This is a genomic window from Sphaerisporangium album (genome assembly GCF_003323745.1).
Lineage (GTDB): Bacteria > Actinomycetota > Actinomycetes > Streptosporangiales > Streptosporangiaceae > Sphaerisporangium > Sphaerisporangium album.
Window position 1 is genome coordinate 371,719 of record NZ_QOIL01000003.1, and the last position, 14,905, is coordinate 386,623.

General features: G+C 71.3%; 11 protein-coding genes and 1 pseudogene. 5 read left to right on the forward strand and 7 right to left on the reverse strand.

What is annotated here, in order from left to right:
* The first annotated feature begins 39 nt into the window (after positions 1-39).
* The gene (locus tag DQ384_RS06895) at positions 40-1,395 is read left to right on the forward strand and encodes an MFS transporter (protein ID WP_114027840.1); all 1,356 of its coding nucleotides are present in this window, start codon (positions 40-42) and stop codon (positions 1,393-1,395) included.
* Here DQ384_RS06895 and DQ384_RS40295 read toward each other — a convergent pair.
* Positions 1,349-1,606: a hypothetical protein gene (locus DQ384_RS40295; RefSeq protein WP_147268676.1), complete on the reverse strand. Its 258-nt coding sequence runs from the start codon at positions 1,604-1,606 to the stop codon at positions 1,349-1,351. The genes DQ384_RS06895 and DQ384_RS40295 overlap by 47 nt on opposite strands.
* A gap of 329 nt (positions 1,607-1,935) precedes the next feature.
* The gene (locus tag DQ384_RS06905; RefSeq protein ID WP_147268677.1) at positions 1,936-2,343 is read right to left on the reverse strand and encodes a hypothetical protein; all 408 of its coding nucleotides are present in this window, start codon (positions 2,341-2,343) and stop codon (positions 1,936-1,938) included.
* A 395-nt stretch (positions 2,344-2,738) separates the two neighbouring features.
* Between DQ384_RS06905 and DQ384_RS06910 the strand changes: the two genes are divergently transcribed.
* The 3 genes from DQ384_RS06910 to dacB all read left to right on the forward strand — a co-directional run bounded on the left by DQ384_RS06910 (position 2,739) and on the right by dacB (position 6,121).
* Positions 2,739-3,608: a M48 family metalloprotease gene (locus DQ384_RS06910; protein WP_114027843.1), complete on the forward strand. Its 870-nt coding sequence runs from the start codon at positions 2,739-2,741 to the stop codon at positions 3,606-3,608.
* Positions 3,609-3,834: 226 nt separating this feature from the next.
* Complete coding sequence (locus DQ384_RS06915; RefSeq protein WP_114027844.1) at positions 3,835-4,377, forward strand: FHA domain-containing protein; 543 nt, start codon at positions 3,835-3,837, stop codon at positions 4,375-4,377.
* A 181-nt stretch (positions 4,378-4,558) separates the two neighbouring features.
* The gene (gene dacB / locus DQ384_RS06920; protein ID WP_114027845.1) at positions 4,559-6,121 is read left to right on the forward strand and encodes a D-alanyl-D-alanine carboxypeptidase/D-alanyl-D-alanine endopeptidase; all 1,563 of its coding nucleotides are present in this window, start codon (positions 4,559-4,561) and stop codon (positions 6,119-6,121) included.
* A 78-nt stretch (positions 6,122-6,199) separates the two neighbouring features.
* Here the strand turns inward: dacB and ilvC are convergent.
* From ilvC to DQ384_RS06945, 5 genes and pseudogenes are all read right to left on the reverse strand, one after another.
* Positions 6,200-7,201 (reverse strand): annotated as a pseudogene (ilvC, locus tag DQ384_RS06925) (ketol-acid reductoisomerase); the annotation flags it as partial.
* A 24-nt stretch (positions 7,202-7,225) separates the two neighbouring features.
* Positions 7,226-7,750 carry an acetolactate synthase small subunit gene (ilvN, locus tag DQ384_RS06930; RefSeq protein ID WP_114027846.1) on the reverse strand — a complete coding sequence of 175 codons (525 nt, stop codon included), beginning with the start codon at positions 7,748-7,750 and terminating at the stop codon, positions 7,226-7,228.
* 58 nt (positions 7,751-7,808) lie between these two features.
* Positions 7,809-9,599: an acetolactate synthase large subunit gene (locus DQ384_RS06935; RefSeq protein ID WP_114027847.1), complete on the reverse strand. Its 1,791-nt coding sequence runs from the start codon at positions 9,597-9,599 to the stop codon at positions 7,809-7,811.
* A 261-nt stretch (positions 9,600-9,860) separates the two neighbouring features.
* Positions 9,861-12,497 carry a putative bifunctional diguanylate cyclase/phosphodiesterase gene (locus DQ384_RS06940; protein WP_245966286.1) on the reverse strand — a complete coding sequence of 879 codons (2,637 nt, stop codon included), beginning with the start codon at positions 12,495-12,497 and terminating at the stop codon, positions 9,861-9,863.
* A gap of 243 nt (positions 12,498-12,740) precedes the next feature.
* A complete protein-coding gene (locus DQ384_RS06945) occupies positions 12,741-13,649 on the reverse strand; it encodes a 2-hydroxyacid dehydrogenase (RefSeq protein WP_114028033.1) in 909 nt (302 codons plus the stop codon).
* 84 nt (positions 13,650-13,733) lie between these two features.
* Between DQ384_RS06945 and DQ384_RS06950 the strand changes: the two genes are divergently transcribed.
* Positions 13,734-14,903: a PQQ-dependent sugar dehydrogenase gene (locus DQ384_RS06950; RefSeq protein ID WP_114027848.1), complete on the forward strand. Its 1,170-nt coding sequence runs from the start codon at positions 13,734-13,736 to the stop codon at positions 14,901-14,903.
* Positions 14,904-14,905 lie beyond the last annotated feature (2 nt).

Genomic DNA, 14,905 nt, shown 5'->3' on the forward strand with positions numbered 1-14,905 from the left:
CGGCTGGCGACGGCGGGTGCGCTGGGCTGTAATGACCAAATGGTCCCCTCGACGGAGGCGCGCGCGGTCCGCGGCGTCTCGCGCGGCGTGCGGCTCGGCTACGGCATCGGATCGTTCTGCACCGCGACCTTCGCCATCATCCCCGGCCTGCTGCTGTTGTTCTATCTGACCAACGTCATGGCCGTGCCCGCGTGGCTGGCAGGCGTGGTCGTCTTCGCGCCCAAGGCCTGGGACTTCGTCATCAACCCGCTGGTGGGTCAGTGGTCGGACCGCACCGTCTCCCGCTGGGGCCCGCGCCGCCCGTGGCTGCTGGCCGGGGCCGTGATCCTTCCCGTCAGCTTCGCGCTCACGTTCGTCGGCCCCTCGCTCAAGGGCGTGCCCGCGGCGCTGTTCGTCGGCCTGTCCTTCCTGATCGCCGCCACCGGGTACGCGCTGTACGAGGTGCCTTACAAGGCGATGCCCGCCGAGATGACCGACGACTACCACGAGCGCACCTCGCTGCTGCAGTGGCGCATGGTCTTCGTGGCGCTCGCCGTGGCGCTCAGCGGCGTCGTCGCCCCGATGCTCGCCGGGCGCACCCTGGACGGCTACCGCCTGATGGGGCTGGTCATCGCGGCGGTGCTGCTGGCGGCCATGCTGGCGTCGTTCTTCGGCACGGCCCGCGCGCCGCTCGTCGGCGGTTCCGAGCCGGAGACGAACCTGCGCGCCAAGCTCGCGGCGGCCGCCGCGAGCCGTCCGTTCATGTGGCTGCTCGGCCTGTCCAGCGCGCAGACGCTCGCCGTCGGGGTGATGCTCGCGGGGGCGCCGTACTTCGCCTCGTACATCCTGGAGGACCCCGAGGCCACCAGCACGCTGTTCGCCGCGCTGGTGGGACCCATGCTCGTCACCCAGCCCCTGTGGGTGTGGATCTCGCGCAAGATGGACAAGCGCGGCGCGATGCTCCTTTCCGGCGCCCTGTTCATGGCCGGCGCGCTGCTGGTGGTGGCGACGCCCGCGCTGGGCTCGCTGTACGCGCACCTGGCGATCACGGTGATCGGCGTCGGGTACGCCGGGCTCCAGCTCCTGCAGTTCTCGATGCTCGCCGACGTGATCGCCCACGACTCGACCGTGAGCGGCAAGCGCAGGGGCGGCGTCTTCACCGGCCTGTGGACCGCCGCCGAGAGCGCGGTCAGCGCCTTCGGCGCGCTGGTGTTCGGCTGGGTCATCGCGTCCGGGGGGTTCATCTCCTCCGACCCGGAGAACCCGGTCACCCAGCCGGACAGCGCGGTCACCGCCGTCCTGATCGCCCAGGCCGTCATTCCCGCCGTCATCATCTTCCTCGGCATCCTGATGACCCTGAAGTACAAACTCACCGCCACCGACCTGGCCGAGGCGGCCCCCGCCCCGGCCAAGTAAGCGACACCCGCCGCCGTACGGCGAACAGCTCCGCGCGCCGCTCCAACGACACCCTCGTCCGGGCGAACACGCCCGTGACCACGGCGGCGACCAACGGCAGGAGCAGCACCAGCGCGGCGATCGCCGCCCACGGGATCACCACGGCCGGAGCCGGCCATTCCGACAGGGGCATGGAGGTGGTGAACTGGTTCACGCCCTCTGGCAGGAACACGTTCAGCCTCCACAGCGGCGGCGACGCCCGGGACCAACCCCACGGCCGCGCCAACGCGCGCCTCGCCGTTCGCCTACCTCCGCCGTTCAAGCTCGCGGCGCGGGACGCCGCCCGCAACCGGGGTCGCACGGCCCCCGCCGTGGCCGCCGTGATAGCCGCCACCGCGGGGCTGGTGGCGGTGCTGATCACCTCCGCGGCCGACGAGGACGACTTCCTCCGCAGGTACCATCCGGTCCAGGCCGAAGGCTCACTGGAGCGTCGCGGGGCGGAGCGGCACCGGCGAGATACCCCTTGTCCGCATGGCCGTGGAGCGGGCGCTCCGCGGGCCCTCAGGCACGGCGCGCCTCACGTAGGTACTCGTCGACGTCCTGCCCCCCCAGCCAATCCGGGTCCGCGCCCAGCAACTCGGACACCGCGGCGCGCCTGTCGTCGTCCTGCGGAAGCGGCTCGATGTGGTCGATCCTGATACGGACGATCTGACCTCGCTTGTTTCTCGTGATCAGACCACGCGCCAACACGCGTTGACGCCAGAATCGCTGCATTACGGCTTCCATGTCCGGAGCCAGCACGCCCGTGACGGCCCGGCGGGTGAGCGGGTCATAGAGACCCACGCGAAGCACTCCTTTGGCCACCCGGCGCGCATTCATCTCGTCCAGCCAGCCCGCGATCGAGCCGAGCGAGTCATACGCGCCGACCACGGCTTGCCTCGCTGCCGATAGCGCACCTGTGGTCGTCATGCACTCACCGTCTACTTGCTGTCCTACCTTGCGGCGAATGTGACTCACCGTGTTCGCCTGACGACCCTAGCGAACATCACCCGCAGCGACCCGGCGATCACCAACCCTGCGGTGTCCTCATCCGGCCGCCTTGTCCAGGCTCCCGGGCCACGCCGACAAAGACGTCCAGCTCTCGCCGAGCGAATCTCCTCACGCGGGACCGCCTGGTGCGAGCCGCGGTCGTCGGACTGTCTCCCTGGCGGAGCGCGCGGGGAATGGGTGCGGGACGCAGAATGGCGGGTGATGGAGGCGAGAGTTCTTCGCTCTTCGGATGTAGGCACGGATCTCAGTCAGGTGCCGTGTGGGTCGCCGGAAGATCTTCTGGGCGCTCGCGGCACGGGCTCTAGGGAGGATCGATGGCCCGCAGCACACCGCACGGTCTGATTCCTCGCATGATGGCGGCGATGGCGCTGCTCGCGCTCGTCTACGCCATCCCGATCGGGGCGGCGCTGTGGGCCGGAATCCCCTGGCCGGGGGTCGCCGCGGTGGTGGTGCTGGTCGTGACCGTCCAGTGGTTCGGCACCGAGTACATGGCTCGCAAGATCGCCAGGGCGCACGTGGTCGGACCGGAGGAGCAGCCACACTTACACGCCGCGCTCGACCGGCTCTGCGCGCTGAACGACTTGCCCAAGCCCCGTGTGGCGATCAGCAGGGATCGTGTGCCCAACGCCTTCACCGTGGGCCGATCCCGTAAGCACACGACGATCGTGGTGACCACCGGCCTGCTCGACAAGCTGGAGACGGACGAGCTCACCGCCGCGATGGCCCACGAGGTCGCGCACATCCGCCACCGCGACGTCGCCGTGATGACGCTCGCCAGCTCGCTCGCCATCTTCATGGCGTGGTCGGCGCGCGGCGTGGCCAAGGTGGCCGGGAACGCGCCGGGCGCCGTCCTGGAGGCACCACTGTTCGCGCTCGCGCTCCTGGCGGGGGCCGCGGCGGCGGGCCTGCTGAGCGCGCTGGCGTACCTGCCGCTGCGAGCGCTCAGCCGCTACCGCGAGTACGCCGCCGACCACGACGCCGCCGCGCAACTCGGGCAGCCCGCCCTACTCGCCGCCACGCTTCTCAAGGCCGGCGACCGCGACGCGATCCCCCGTACCGACCTGAGAGCCGCCCGCGTCCCCGCGATGGGCCTGGTCGCCACCAAACCCACCAAGTTCGCCTGGTGGTCGACCCACCCACCACTCACCAAGCGCATCGACCGTCTGACCAAGCCGGCCACCTGAGCCCTACTCCATACGCGTGCCCCCTCCCTCGCCGTGCACCCCCGGCGCCCCGCCCGACCACCGGACGGCGACACGCAGCGCCGGGAAGCGCGGTCGTGGTCGGCGGCGAGGGGCGAGGTGAGGCAGGGGGACGTGGGTGCTACTGGGAGTTGCGGGGCGACCTGCGGGGTACATGAGATCCCGTATATTCTGGACACCTTGGCGTTGCCAGACCGATACTCGGGACATGAGTTCGACGCACCCGCCTGTGCGCGCCTCCGACGGGGATCGCGAACGCGCGATCAGTGATCTTCGCGATAACGCCGTCGAGGGGAAGATCTCACACGACACCTTCCTCGGACGGGTCGATCAGGCGCTGCGCGCCCGCAGTCGTGTCGAGCTGACCGATCTGGTCTCCGACCTGCCTCCGCGCGGCAAGTGGCGGCGCAGGCTCACCGACGCGGTGGCCTCCTTCTCGGAGCTGACGACCCGGGTGGAGAACGCCTGGCGGCGTCCGCGACTGCCCCGGCTCGCGCTGCCCGTGGACAGCCGGGTGCGCTACGTCGTCGGGCGCGGCTCGGAGTGCGATCTGATCCTGACCGACCTCACCGTCTCCCGCGTGCACGCCGAGCTGCGCCGCGAGAGCGAGGACTGGCTGCTGGTGGACCTCGGCTCGCTCAACGGCACCCGGCTGAACGGCTGGCGTCTGGTCGGGCCGGCCCGGGTGCGCACCGGGGACGAGATCTCCTTCGGCGAGTGCGCGTTCGTGGTCTCGTCCCCCGTCGCCTGACGCCCTGCCGGTACGGCTTCCTGAGGGGCTTGTCACGGTCGCGGGTCGGCGGGCGGGCGATCTCTGTAGCGTTCGGGAGTACAGGGATTCGTGGGCGTCATAGATACGTAGGTTTCCGTATTGTGCGGCGGCGTCGGTGTTGTCGATGATCCCCCAAGGCCGAGCCCCTGGAGGCACCCCCATGCGCAGACACCGAAAAGTCATCACACTCCTGTCGGCCGCCGCGCTGGCGGCGACGTTGACGCAGGCGACAGGGGGCGGGGCGAACGCCGCCGATCCCGCGCCCGGCGTGACCGACCTCGTCCAGGATCTCGACCAGATCCTCAGCGCGCCGTTCCTCGGCGTGGCGCGGGCGGGCGTCGTGGTCAGGAGCGCCGCGACCGGCGAGCAGCTCTACGCGCAGGACGCCGGGAAGGTCTTCGCCCCGGCCTCCAACACCAAGCTGCTCACCTCCGCCGCCGCCGTGGACGGCCTCGGTCTCGATTACCGCTTCACCACGACCGTGCTGAGCTCAGGCCGCCGCGCCGGGTCCGCGCTGGCCGGCGACCTGTACCTGAAGGGCACCGGCGACCCGACCCTGCTCGCCGCCGACTACGACGCGCTCGCCGCCAAGGTGGCCGCCACGGGCGTCAAGCTGGTCACCGGGAAGCTGGTCGCGGACGACACCTGGTTCGACGACGTGCGGCTCGGCACCGACTGGGCGCAGGACGACGAGCCGTACTACTACTCGGCGCAGATCTCGGCGCTCACCGCCTCACCGGACACCGACTACGACGCCGGTTCGATCATCGTCTCGGTGGCCCCGGGAAGCGCCCAGGGTTCCACCGCCAAGGTGAGCACCACGCCCCCGACCGACCACGTCACCATCGAGAACCACGCCACCACGGGAGCCGCGACCGACGTCACGGTCACCCGCGTGCACGGCACGAACCGCATCGTGGTCACCGGCACGGTGGCGAGCACCTACCAGGAGTGGATCGCCGTCGACGACCCGACCGGGTACGCCGCGTCGCTGTTCAGGGCGGCGCTCGCCAAGCACGGCGTAGGCGTCCTGGGGAAGACCGTCCGGGGGACGACGCCGGGGACGGCGGCGAGCGTGGCGGGGCGCGAGTCGATGCCGCTGCGCGAGCTGCTCGTGCCGTTCATGAAGCTCAGCAACAACATGCACGCCGAGATCCTCGTCAAGGCCCTCGGCCGCAAGGTGTCCGGCCAGGGCACCTGGGACGCGGGGCTCGCGGCCGCCACCGCGTTCGCCAAGGCCAACGGGATGGCGAACGTGCGGCTGCGCGACGGCTCGGGCCTGTCGCGGGTCGACGCCGTCGCGCCGGGCGAGCTCACGGCGTTCCTGATCGCCCTGCGCGCCAAGCCGTGGTACCAGACCTGGTACCAGGCGCTGCCGATCGCGGGCAACTCCGACCGGTTCACGGGGGGCACCCTGCGCAGCCGCATGGCCGGCACCCCGGCCGCGAACAACGTGCACGCCAAGACCGGCTCGCTGACGTCGGTGAGCGGGCTGTCGGGGTACGTGACGAGCGCCGACGGCGAGCCGCTGGTGTTCTCGATCCTGTCCAACCAGTATCTGAGCGGCAGTCCCAAGAGCACGGTCGAGGACGCGATCGCGGTGCGGCTCGCGCGGTTCAAGCGCGACACCCCGGTGAACATGGCCGTCCCGCTCAGGACCGCGCCGGACGCGGGCGAGGACCTCGGGCTGGAATGCTCCTGGGTCAAGCCCGCCCAGTGCTGACCGGGGCGGCCTGACACGAGACATGCGAAGGCCGGCCTCCTCACATCGTGCGGATGGAGGGGGCCGGCCTTCCGGCACTCACTTCTCCTTGAGCCAGCTCATCATCGGGCGGAGCTTGGCGCCGGTCTTCTCGATCGGGTGCTCGGCGAGCTCCTCGCGGTACTTGCGGAAGTTGCCCTGGCCGCCGTCGAACTCCTCGACCAGCTCACGGGCGAACGCGCCGGACTGCACCTCGCCGAGGATGCGCTGCATCTCCTTCTTGGTCTCGCTGGTGACCACGCGCGGCCCGCGCGAGTAGCCGCCGTACTCGGCGGTGTCGGAGACCGACCAGTACATCTTGGAGATGCCGCCCTCGTACATGAGGTCGACGATCAGCTTCATCTCGTGCAGGCACTCGAAGTAGGCCACCTCGGGCTGGTAGCCCGCCTCGACGAGGGTCTCGAAGCCGGTCTTGATCAGCTCGGACACGCCGCCGCACAGCACGGCCTGCTCACCGAACAGGTCGGTCTCGGTCTCCTCGGTGAAGGTGGTCTTCAGCGCGCCGGCGCGGGTGCCGCCGATGGCCTTGGCGTACGACAGCACCAGCGGCCAGGCGTTGCCGGTGGCGTCGCGCTCGACGGCGACGAGCACCGGGACGCCGCGCCCGGCGGTGAACTGGCGGCGGACGAGGTGGCCGGGGCCCTTGGGGGCCACCATGGCGACGTCCACGCCCTCGGGGGCCTCGATCAGGCCGTACCGGATGTTGAGGCCATGGCCGAAGAACAGCGCGTCGCCCTCGACGAGGTTCGGCGCGACGTGCTCGGCGTACAGGTGGCGCTGGATGTGGTCGGGCGCGAGGATCATGATGAGGTCGGCCTCCTCGGCCGCCTCTCCCGGCGTCACGACGCGCAGGCCGTCGTTCTCGGCCTTCTCGCGGCTCTTGGAGCCCTCGGGGAGGCCGACGCGGACGTCCACGCCCGAGTCGCGCAGGGACAGCGCGTGGGCGTGGCCCTGGCTGCCGTATCCGAGGACGGCCACGTGCCGGCCCTGGATGATCGACAGGTCGGCGTCGTCGTCGTAGTAGATCTCAGTCACTTGCTTTTGCCTTTCGTGGGTTCGTACGGCTCACGCGCTGCGGTCCAGGGCCCGCAGCGAGCGGTCGGTGATGGAACGGGCGCCGCGGCCGATGGCCACCATGCCCGACTGGACGAGCTCCTTGATGCCGAACGGCTCCAGCACCCGGATGAAGGCGTCGAGCTTGTCCGGCGTGCCGGTGACCTCGATGGTCACGGCGTCGGTGGCGACGTCCACGCAGCGGGCGCGGAAGAGGTTGACGAGCTCCAGCACGTGCGAGCGGGTCTCGGAGTCGGCCCTGACCTTGATCAGGGTGAGCTCGCGCTGCACGGACTGCGCGGGGTCCAGCTCGACGATCTTGATCACGTTGACCAGCTTGTTGAGCTGCTTGGTGACCTGCTCCAGCGGCAGCTCGGCGACGTTGACGACGATGGTCATGCGCGACACGTCGTCGTGCTCGGTCGGCCCGACCGCCAGCGAGTCGATGTTGAAGCCCCGCCTGCTGAACAGCGCGGCCACCCGGGCCAGCACGCCCGGCTTGTTCTCGACGAGAACCGACAGCGTGTGGCGGCTCATGCGTTCCCTCCCGCGAAACCGGTCAGTCGTTGGCGGCGCGCGCGGACCCGGGGCCCGGTCACACGCCCTCCTCGTTGTCCCACACGGGAGCCATGTCCCGCGCGATCTTGATCTCGTCGTTGCCGGTCCCGGCGGCGACCATGGGCCAGACCATGGCGTCCTTGTGGACGACGAAGTCGATGACCACCGGCACGTCGTTGATCTCCATTGCCTTGCGGATGGTCGCGTCGACGTCCTCGGGGCGCTCGCACCGCAGCCCGACACAACCGTACGCGTCCGCCAGCTTGACGAAGTCGGGAATGCGGCGGACCGACTGCAGGTCGGTGTTGGAGTAGCGCTCGTTGTAGAACAGCGTCTGCCACTGCCGGACCATGCCGAGGTTGCCGTTGTTGATGACCGCGACCTTGATCGGCACGCCTTCGAGCGCGCAGGTGGCGAGCTCCTGGTTGGTCATCTGGAAGCAGCCGTCCCCGTCGATCGCCCAGACCACGGCGTCGGGCTGTCCCATCTTGGCTCCCATGGCCGCGGGGACCGCGAAGCCCATGGTGCCCGCGCCGCCGGAGTTGATGAACGTGCCCGGGTGCTCGTAGGTGACGAACTGGGACGCCCACATCTGGTGCTGGCCGACGCCCGCCAGGTAGATCGCTTCCGGGCCGACGATCTCGCTGAGCCGCTTGATGACGTACTGCGGGGCCAGCGAGCCGTCGCCCGGGTCGTCGTACCCGAGCGGGTAGGTCTCCCTGTAGCCGTTCAGCACCGACCACCAGGCGGTGTAGTCGCCGGTGTGGCCCTCGGCCTGCTCGTGCTTGACTGCGGCGACCAGGTCGGTGAGCACCTCGCGGCAGTCGCCGACGATCGGAACGTCGGCGTGGCGGTTCTTGGAGATCTCGGCCGGGTCGATGTCGGCGTGGATGACCTTGGCGTGCGGGGCGAAGGTGTCGAGCCTGCCGGTCACGCGGTCGTCGAAGCGGGTGCCGAGCGCGATGAGCAGGTCGCTGCGCTGGAGGGCCCCCACGGCGGCGACGGTGCCGTGCATGCCCGGCATGCCGAGGTGCTGCGGGTGGCTGTCGGGGAAGGTGCCCCGGGCCATCAACGTGGTGACCACCGGGATGCCGGTCAGCTCGGCGAGCTGCGCGAGCTCGGCGGAGGCGCGGGCCTTGTGGACGCCGCCGCCGACGTACAGCACCGGGCGCTTGGCCTCGGACATCAGCCGCGCGGCCTCCCGGATCTGCTTGGAGTGCGGCCGGGTGACCGGGCGGTAGCCGGGCAGGCGCATCGTGGGCGGCCAGGCGAACGGGGCCTTGGCCTGGAGGGCGTCCTTGGCGATGTCGACCAGGACGGGCCCCGGACGGCCGGTCGAGGCGATGTGGAAGGCCTCGGCGATGATGCGCGGGATGTCGGCGACCTCGGTGACCAGGAAGTTGTGCTTGGTGATCGGCATGGTGATGCCGGAGATGTCCGCTTCCTGGAAGGCGTCGGTGCCGATGAGCGGCGCGGCGACCTGGCCGGTGATGGCGACGATCGGCACGGAGTCCATGTAGGCGTCGGCGATGGCGGTCACGAGGTTGGTGGCGCCGGGGCCGCTGGTGGCCATGCAGACCCCGACGCGGCCGGTCGCCTGCGCGTACCCCTCGGCCGCGTGGCCGGCGCCCTGCTCGTGCCGTACGAGGACGTGCCTGACCTTGGTGGAGTCGTAAAGCGGGTCGTAGGCGGGCAGGATGGCGCCGCCGGGGATCCCGAACACCGTGTCGACCCCGACGTGCTCCAGCGCCCGGACGAGGGCCTGCGCACCTGTCAATTCTTCGGTCATCGGCTCGTTTCCTTGCGTGGCTGAGCTGGGTGTGGCCATAAAAAATGCCCCGCCCGCCGGAAGGGCGGTGCTGGGGCTGCGCGCAGGCTGGGGACTCTTCGTCAGCGACCCGCGCGCCGGCGAAGTACTACGCCATCGAGCCGAGCCCGCAGGCCGGCAATCTGGTCCCCAGTGATACGCATGCCGCAACGATAGCCCCTGACACAACCGACGTGTCAAATCCCCGGACACAAGTCTCACGATATGGGATCTCGGACAGTACTCGTGGCCGCGCCTCCGGCACGGCGTGTTCGGGGCCCTTCAGGCGGTGTTCTGCAGGGGTGTGCAGTTCGTGCGCATCAGCGAGTCGACGCCCCGGGCCGCCATCGGCCGCGCCACCAGGTAGCCCTGGCCGCGCGTGCAGCCCATCTCACGCAGGAGCTCCAGCTGCTCGGGACGTTCGATGCCCTCGGCCACGACGATCAGCCCGAGGTCGTGGCCGAGCCGCACGATCGTGCGGGTCAGCAGGGTCAGCGTCTCGTCGCAGCCGAGACCCGACACGAACGACGGATCGATCTTGATCATGTCGACGGGGAGCTGACGGAGCAGCGCCAGCGAGGCGTACCCGGTGCCGAAGTCGTCGATGGCCAGCCGCACCCCGAGCGCCCGCAGGGACGACAGGCGGGCGATGACCTCCTCGGCGTCCTCGACCAGCATCTCCTCGATCACTTCGAGGGTGAGGGCGCTCGCGGGCAGGCCGCTCTCGGCCAGCGCCGCCTCGACCGTCTCCACGAACCGGGGCGCGGTGATCTGACGGCTGGACAGGTTGAGCGACAGCCCGATGTCCCATGCCGAGGCCCGCCACGCGGCGACCTCCCGGCACGCCTCGCGCAGGATCCACTCCCCGAGGGGGACGATCAGCCCGGTGTCCTCGGCGGCGCCGAGGAACTGCTGCGGCGGGACGAACGCGCCGCCCGACCACCAGCGCACCAGCGCCTCCACGGCGGTCACCCGCGACGTCGCGAGGTCCACGACGGGCTGGTACTCGACGGCGAACTGCTCGGCCAGCAACGCCCGCTGGAGGTCGGCGGCGAGCTCAAGCCGGCGTACGACGTCGGCGTGCATGTGGGCGGCGAACACCTCGACCCGGCGTCCGCCGAGCTCCTTGGCCCGGGTCATCGCGACGTCGGCGTTGCGGATCAGATCGCCCGCCGGGACGCCTTCCTCGGCGAAGGCCACGCCGACGCTGGCGGTCAGCGCGATGTCGCGGTCCGCCACGCGGAACGGCTCGGAGGACACCGCGCGCACCAGACGCTCGGCGAGGTCTATGGCCGACTGCGCCTCGGCGGCCGCGCCGGACCCGCCCGCGCCGCCCGACTCCAGCAGCACCGCGAACTCGTCGCCGCCCCAGCGGGCGAGCGTGTCGTCGGAGTTGACGGCGGCGCGCAGCCGGCGGGCGGCCTGGCTCAGCAGGTAGTCGCCGCTGGCGTGGCCTACCGAGTCGTTGACGCCGGTGAACCCGTCCAGGTCGATGAAGACCACGGCCATGCGGGCGGCGCCCCGGTGCGCGAGCACCTCGCGGGTGCGCTCCTCGAAGTAGGCGCGGTTGGGCAGGCCGGTGACGCCGTCGTGGAAGGTCAGGTGGGCGACCTGGTTGCGCAGCGCGACCTGGTCGCTGACGTCGCGCGTGGAGATCAGGACGAGGTCCTCGGCCTCGCGCGGGTGGCGGGTCGCGACGGACTCGGCGGGCCGCCAGGTGCCGTCGGCGGCGCGCACCCGGCAGGAGACCCGGCAGGCGCCCAGACGGTCGGGGGACGAGTCGTCCTCGGTGGTCATGGCGCGCAGGGCGGCCTGGAGGGCGGGTACGTCCTCGGAGTGGAGGTACCCGAAGACCGTCTGGCCGACCAGCTCCTGCGGGGTGTAGCCGTACATGGCCTCCACATCGGAGCCGATCTCCTGGATCAGCCCGTCATGGTCCACGACCAGGACGACGTCCCCGGCGTTCTCGGCGAGCTGGATCAGCCGGCGCTCCCCGGATTCGAGGGTGGCGCGCATGCTCGTGGTCGACAGGTCCAGGAAGAAGACCTTGACGAGCAGCACGAGCATGACCGAGCCGGCCACGACGGGCAGCATCGGAGTCAGGGGCTGAGGCCATCCGGCGAGCGCCCGCACCGCCACGACGACGGTGGCGACGGCGACCAGGGCCAGCGGCGCGCCGTCCACCACGACGGCCGCGGCGGGGCTGGCCTGCCTGGCGCGGGTGCGGCTGGACCACGGCGTGGCCGCGAGCAGCAGGAACGCGACCGGGGCCAGCATGCCGACGACGAGGGGCGGCCCCTCCGAGGCGGTGGCCCGCCCGATGGACGTGGCGAACTCGTCGACGGTGATCGTGCCCAGCACGGCCAGCGCGGCGAGGCCGGCGCGGCGCTCGGGCGAGCGGGCGGCCAGCACGGCGGGCGCCACCGCGCACGTCGCGAGCAGGCACAGCACGGGCGAGGCCAGCGAGGTCGGCTCGTCCGCCTTGGCGTAGATCGGCGCGAGCAACAGGACCCAGCAGATCGTGAACAGCGACGCCGCGCTGAGGTAGGCCCCGGCGACGTACTGGAGCAGAGAACTGCCGTACGCGGGCCTGCGGGCGGTGCGGCCCGAGCCGAAGGCGAGCAGCAGTGTGCCCACCAGGAGCAGCACGTCGGCGAAGGTGAGCACGAAGGGCGTGCCGTCCGCCAGGGGCCGGACGCCGACCCCCGCCACCCAGGTGACCGCCCCGAAGGCCAGCCAGCGCAGGGACGAGGACCGCCGCCGCGAGCGGCGCGCGGCGCGCACGGAGCCGACGAGCAGCGAGACCGCGGCGATCAGGCCCGCGACCACCCCGGCCACCGCGGTGACGACCACGGAGGACCCGTTTACCAGGAGGGCGGCCGCGAGGGCCACCGCGCCGAGACCGGCGGCGGCGCTCAACGGGACCCTCGGGTCACGTAGGCCGTTCAACGTCGTCGCCCATGCGGTTCATCCCTGTCACGTCGCCAGTGTCGCGCCCGAGCGGCGGCGCGGGAGGCGACAACCGCTCGGTCGTCACCGTTCCGATAACCACCATGCCATCCGGTCGCGCGGTGAGACTCACCGTACGCAGCGGAGGTCACGAGGCAGCTACGGTCTGACTTTGCTTTCCTATCGTTCCGAGTCAGGAAAAACTGTCAACGTTCAGTACGAGCCGGTGATGACGTTGTTCAGCGGTTCCCCGGACAAGTATCTCAGCATCTGAGACCGCATGAGCCGTCGCAGGCGGCGGATCGAGGCGGGCGTGCTCCCGGCGACGTGCGGGGTGACGAACAGGCCCGGCGCGGTCCAAAGCGGGTGATCCTTCGGCAGGGGCTCGGGGTCGGTGACGTCCAGCGCCGCCCGCAGCCGCCCCGTCCGCAGCTCCGCCAGGAGCGCGCCGGTGTCCACGACCGGGCCCCTGGCCGCGTTGACCAGGACCGCGCCGTCCTTCATTGAGGCGAGGAACCGGGCGTCCACGAGGCCCGCCGTCCCCTTGGTGGACGGCACGAGCAGCACGACCACGTCGGCCTCGGGCAGCAGCCGGGGAAGCTCGTCCTCGCCGTGCACGCCCTCGCGGGCCGTCCGCGCGACGCGCACGACGTCCACCTCGAAGCCGTCGAGGCGGCGCTCCAGGGCCTCGCCGATCGCGCCGTACCCGACGATCAGCACGGTGGAGTCGGCGAGCGCGCCGGTGTGGCGGTAGGACCACTCACCGCGCTCCTGGGCCGCGGCGAAGGACGGGAACTCGCGCAGGACCGCGATCATGGCGCCCAGGGCCCACTCCGCCGTGCCCGCGTCGTGCACGCCGCGGGCGTTGCACAGCACCACGCCGTCCGGCAGGTGCCCGAGGTACGCGTCCACGCCCGCCGTCACGGTCTGCAGGAGGCGCAGGCCGGTCATGCGGCGCAGGAGCCCGGGCAGGCCCGGCGGCGGGATCAGCGAGGGGATCCACACCTCGACCTCCTCGGCGCCCTCCGGAGGCTGGGTGGCACCGTCGAAGATGACGCACTCGACGTCGGGCAGGTCGGTCAGAACGTCCGCGACGGCCTGCGAGGGAGCCCAGATCTTCATGACCGACAACCCTAACGACGGGCTCGCGGTGCCCGGAACCTCCCGGCGGGAGCAGGAGTATTGAGTCCACGGAAAGGAGGTCACATGACGAACCGATCGTTCCACCCGGGCCGCCGGCGGGGTGTGGCCACAGCAGTCGCCGGAGTGGTCGCCGGGGTGACGGCCGTCGCGGTGGCGGCCGGGTGCTCGGCGGGAGGCGCCGGGCGGGCGGACGGCGCCGGCCCGCCGCCGAGCGCGGGCACGGGCCATTCCCGGCCCGCCTCCCCGCTGGACGTCGCGCCCGAGCACACCCCCGGGACGCCCCGTACGCTCGCCGGAGGGCTCGCCGTGCCGTGGGCGATCGCGTTCCTGCCCGGCGGCGACGCGCTGGTCACCGAACGGGACACCGCGCGCCTGCTGCGCGTCACCCCTTCCGGCCGGGTCTCCGAGGTGGGCGTGATCGAGGGCGTCGCCCCGGGCGGGGAGGGCGGCCTGCTCGGCGTCGCCGTCTCGCCGAAGTTCGCGCGGGACCACTACGTCTTCGTGTACTTCACCGCCGCCGCCGCCAACCACATCGTGCGGTACCGCTACGACACCGCCCTGTCCGACCCGGTGACCATCCTCGACGGGATCCCCAAGGGCGGCATCCACAACGGCGGGCGCCTCGCCTTCGGCCCCGACGGCTATCTGTACGCCTCCGCGGGGGAGGCCGGGGACCGTCCCCTGTCCCAGGGCCTCGGCTCACTGGGCGGCAAGATCCTTCGCATGACCGTGGACGGCAGGCCCGCGCCCGGCAACCCGTTCGACAGCGTGATCTGGAGCTACGGCCACCGCAACGTGCAGGGCCTGGCCTGGGATCCCTCCGGCCGCATGTACGCCACCGAGTTCGGCCAGAACACCTACGACGAGGTGAACCTGATCCAGAAAGGCCACAATTACGGCTGGCCCGAGGTCGAGGGCTTCGGCGACCGGGACGAGTACACCGATCCCCTGCTCACGTGGACCACGGCCGAGTCCTCGCCGTCGGGCATGGCGTACGCGGGCGGGTCGCTGTGGGTGGCGGCGCTGCGCGGGCAGCGGCTCTGGCAGATCCCGCTGACGTCCGGCGGCGAGGCGGGCAGGCCGATCGCCCGGTACAGGGGCGAGTACGGGCGGCTGCGCGCGGTGGCGGCGTCCCGGGACGGCAAGGCGCTGTACGTGAGCACGAGCAACAAGGACGGACGGGGGTCGCCGAAGGACGATGACGATCGCATCCTCGTCGTGCCTCTACAATAAGG

Bases quoted from the DNA above. Each gene is read 5' to 3' on its own strand.
- DQ384_RS06915 (WP_114027844.1), top strand. From the start codon at position 3,835: ATGAGTTCGACGCACCCGCCTGTGCGCGCCTCCGACGGGGATCGCGAA.
- DQ384_RS06910 (WP_114027843.1), top strand. From the start codon at position 2,739: ATGGCCCGCAGCACACCGCACGGTCTGATTCCTCGCATGATGGCGGCG.
- DQ384_RS06905 (WP_147268677.1), bottom strand. From the start codon at position 2,343: ATGACGACCACAGGTGCGCTATCGGCAGCGAGGCAAGCCGTGGTCGGC.
- DQ384_RS06945 (WP_114028033.1), bottom strand. From the start codon at position 13,649: ATGAAGATCTGGGCTCCCTCGCAGGCCGTCGCGGACGTTCTGACCGAC.
- DQ384_RS06950 (WP_114027848.1), top strand. From the start codon at position 13,734: ATGACGAACCGATCGTTCCACCCGGGCCGCCGGCGGGGTGTGGCCACA.
- ilvN (WP_114027846.1), bottom strand. From the start codon at position 7,750: ATGAGCCGCCACACGCTGTCGGTTCTCGTCGAGAACAAGCCGGGCGTG.
- DQ384_RS06935 (WP_114027847.1), bottom strand. From the start codon at position 9,599: ATGGCCACACCCAGCTCAGCCACGCAAGGAAACGAGCCGATGACCGAA.
- dacB (WP_114027845.1), top strand. From the start codon at position 4,559: ATGCGCAGACACCGAAAAGTCATCACACTCCTGTCGGCCGCCGCGCTG.
- DQ384_RS06895 (WP_114027840.1), top strand. From the start codon at position 40: ATGGTCCCCTCGACGGAGGCGCGCGCGGTCCGCGGCGTCTCGCGCGGC.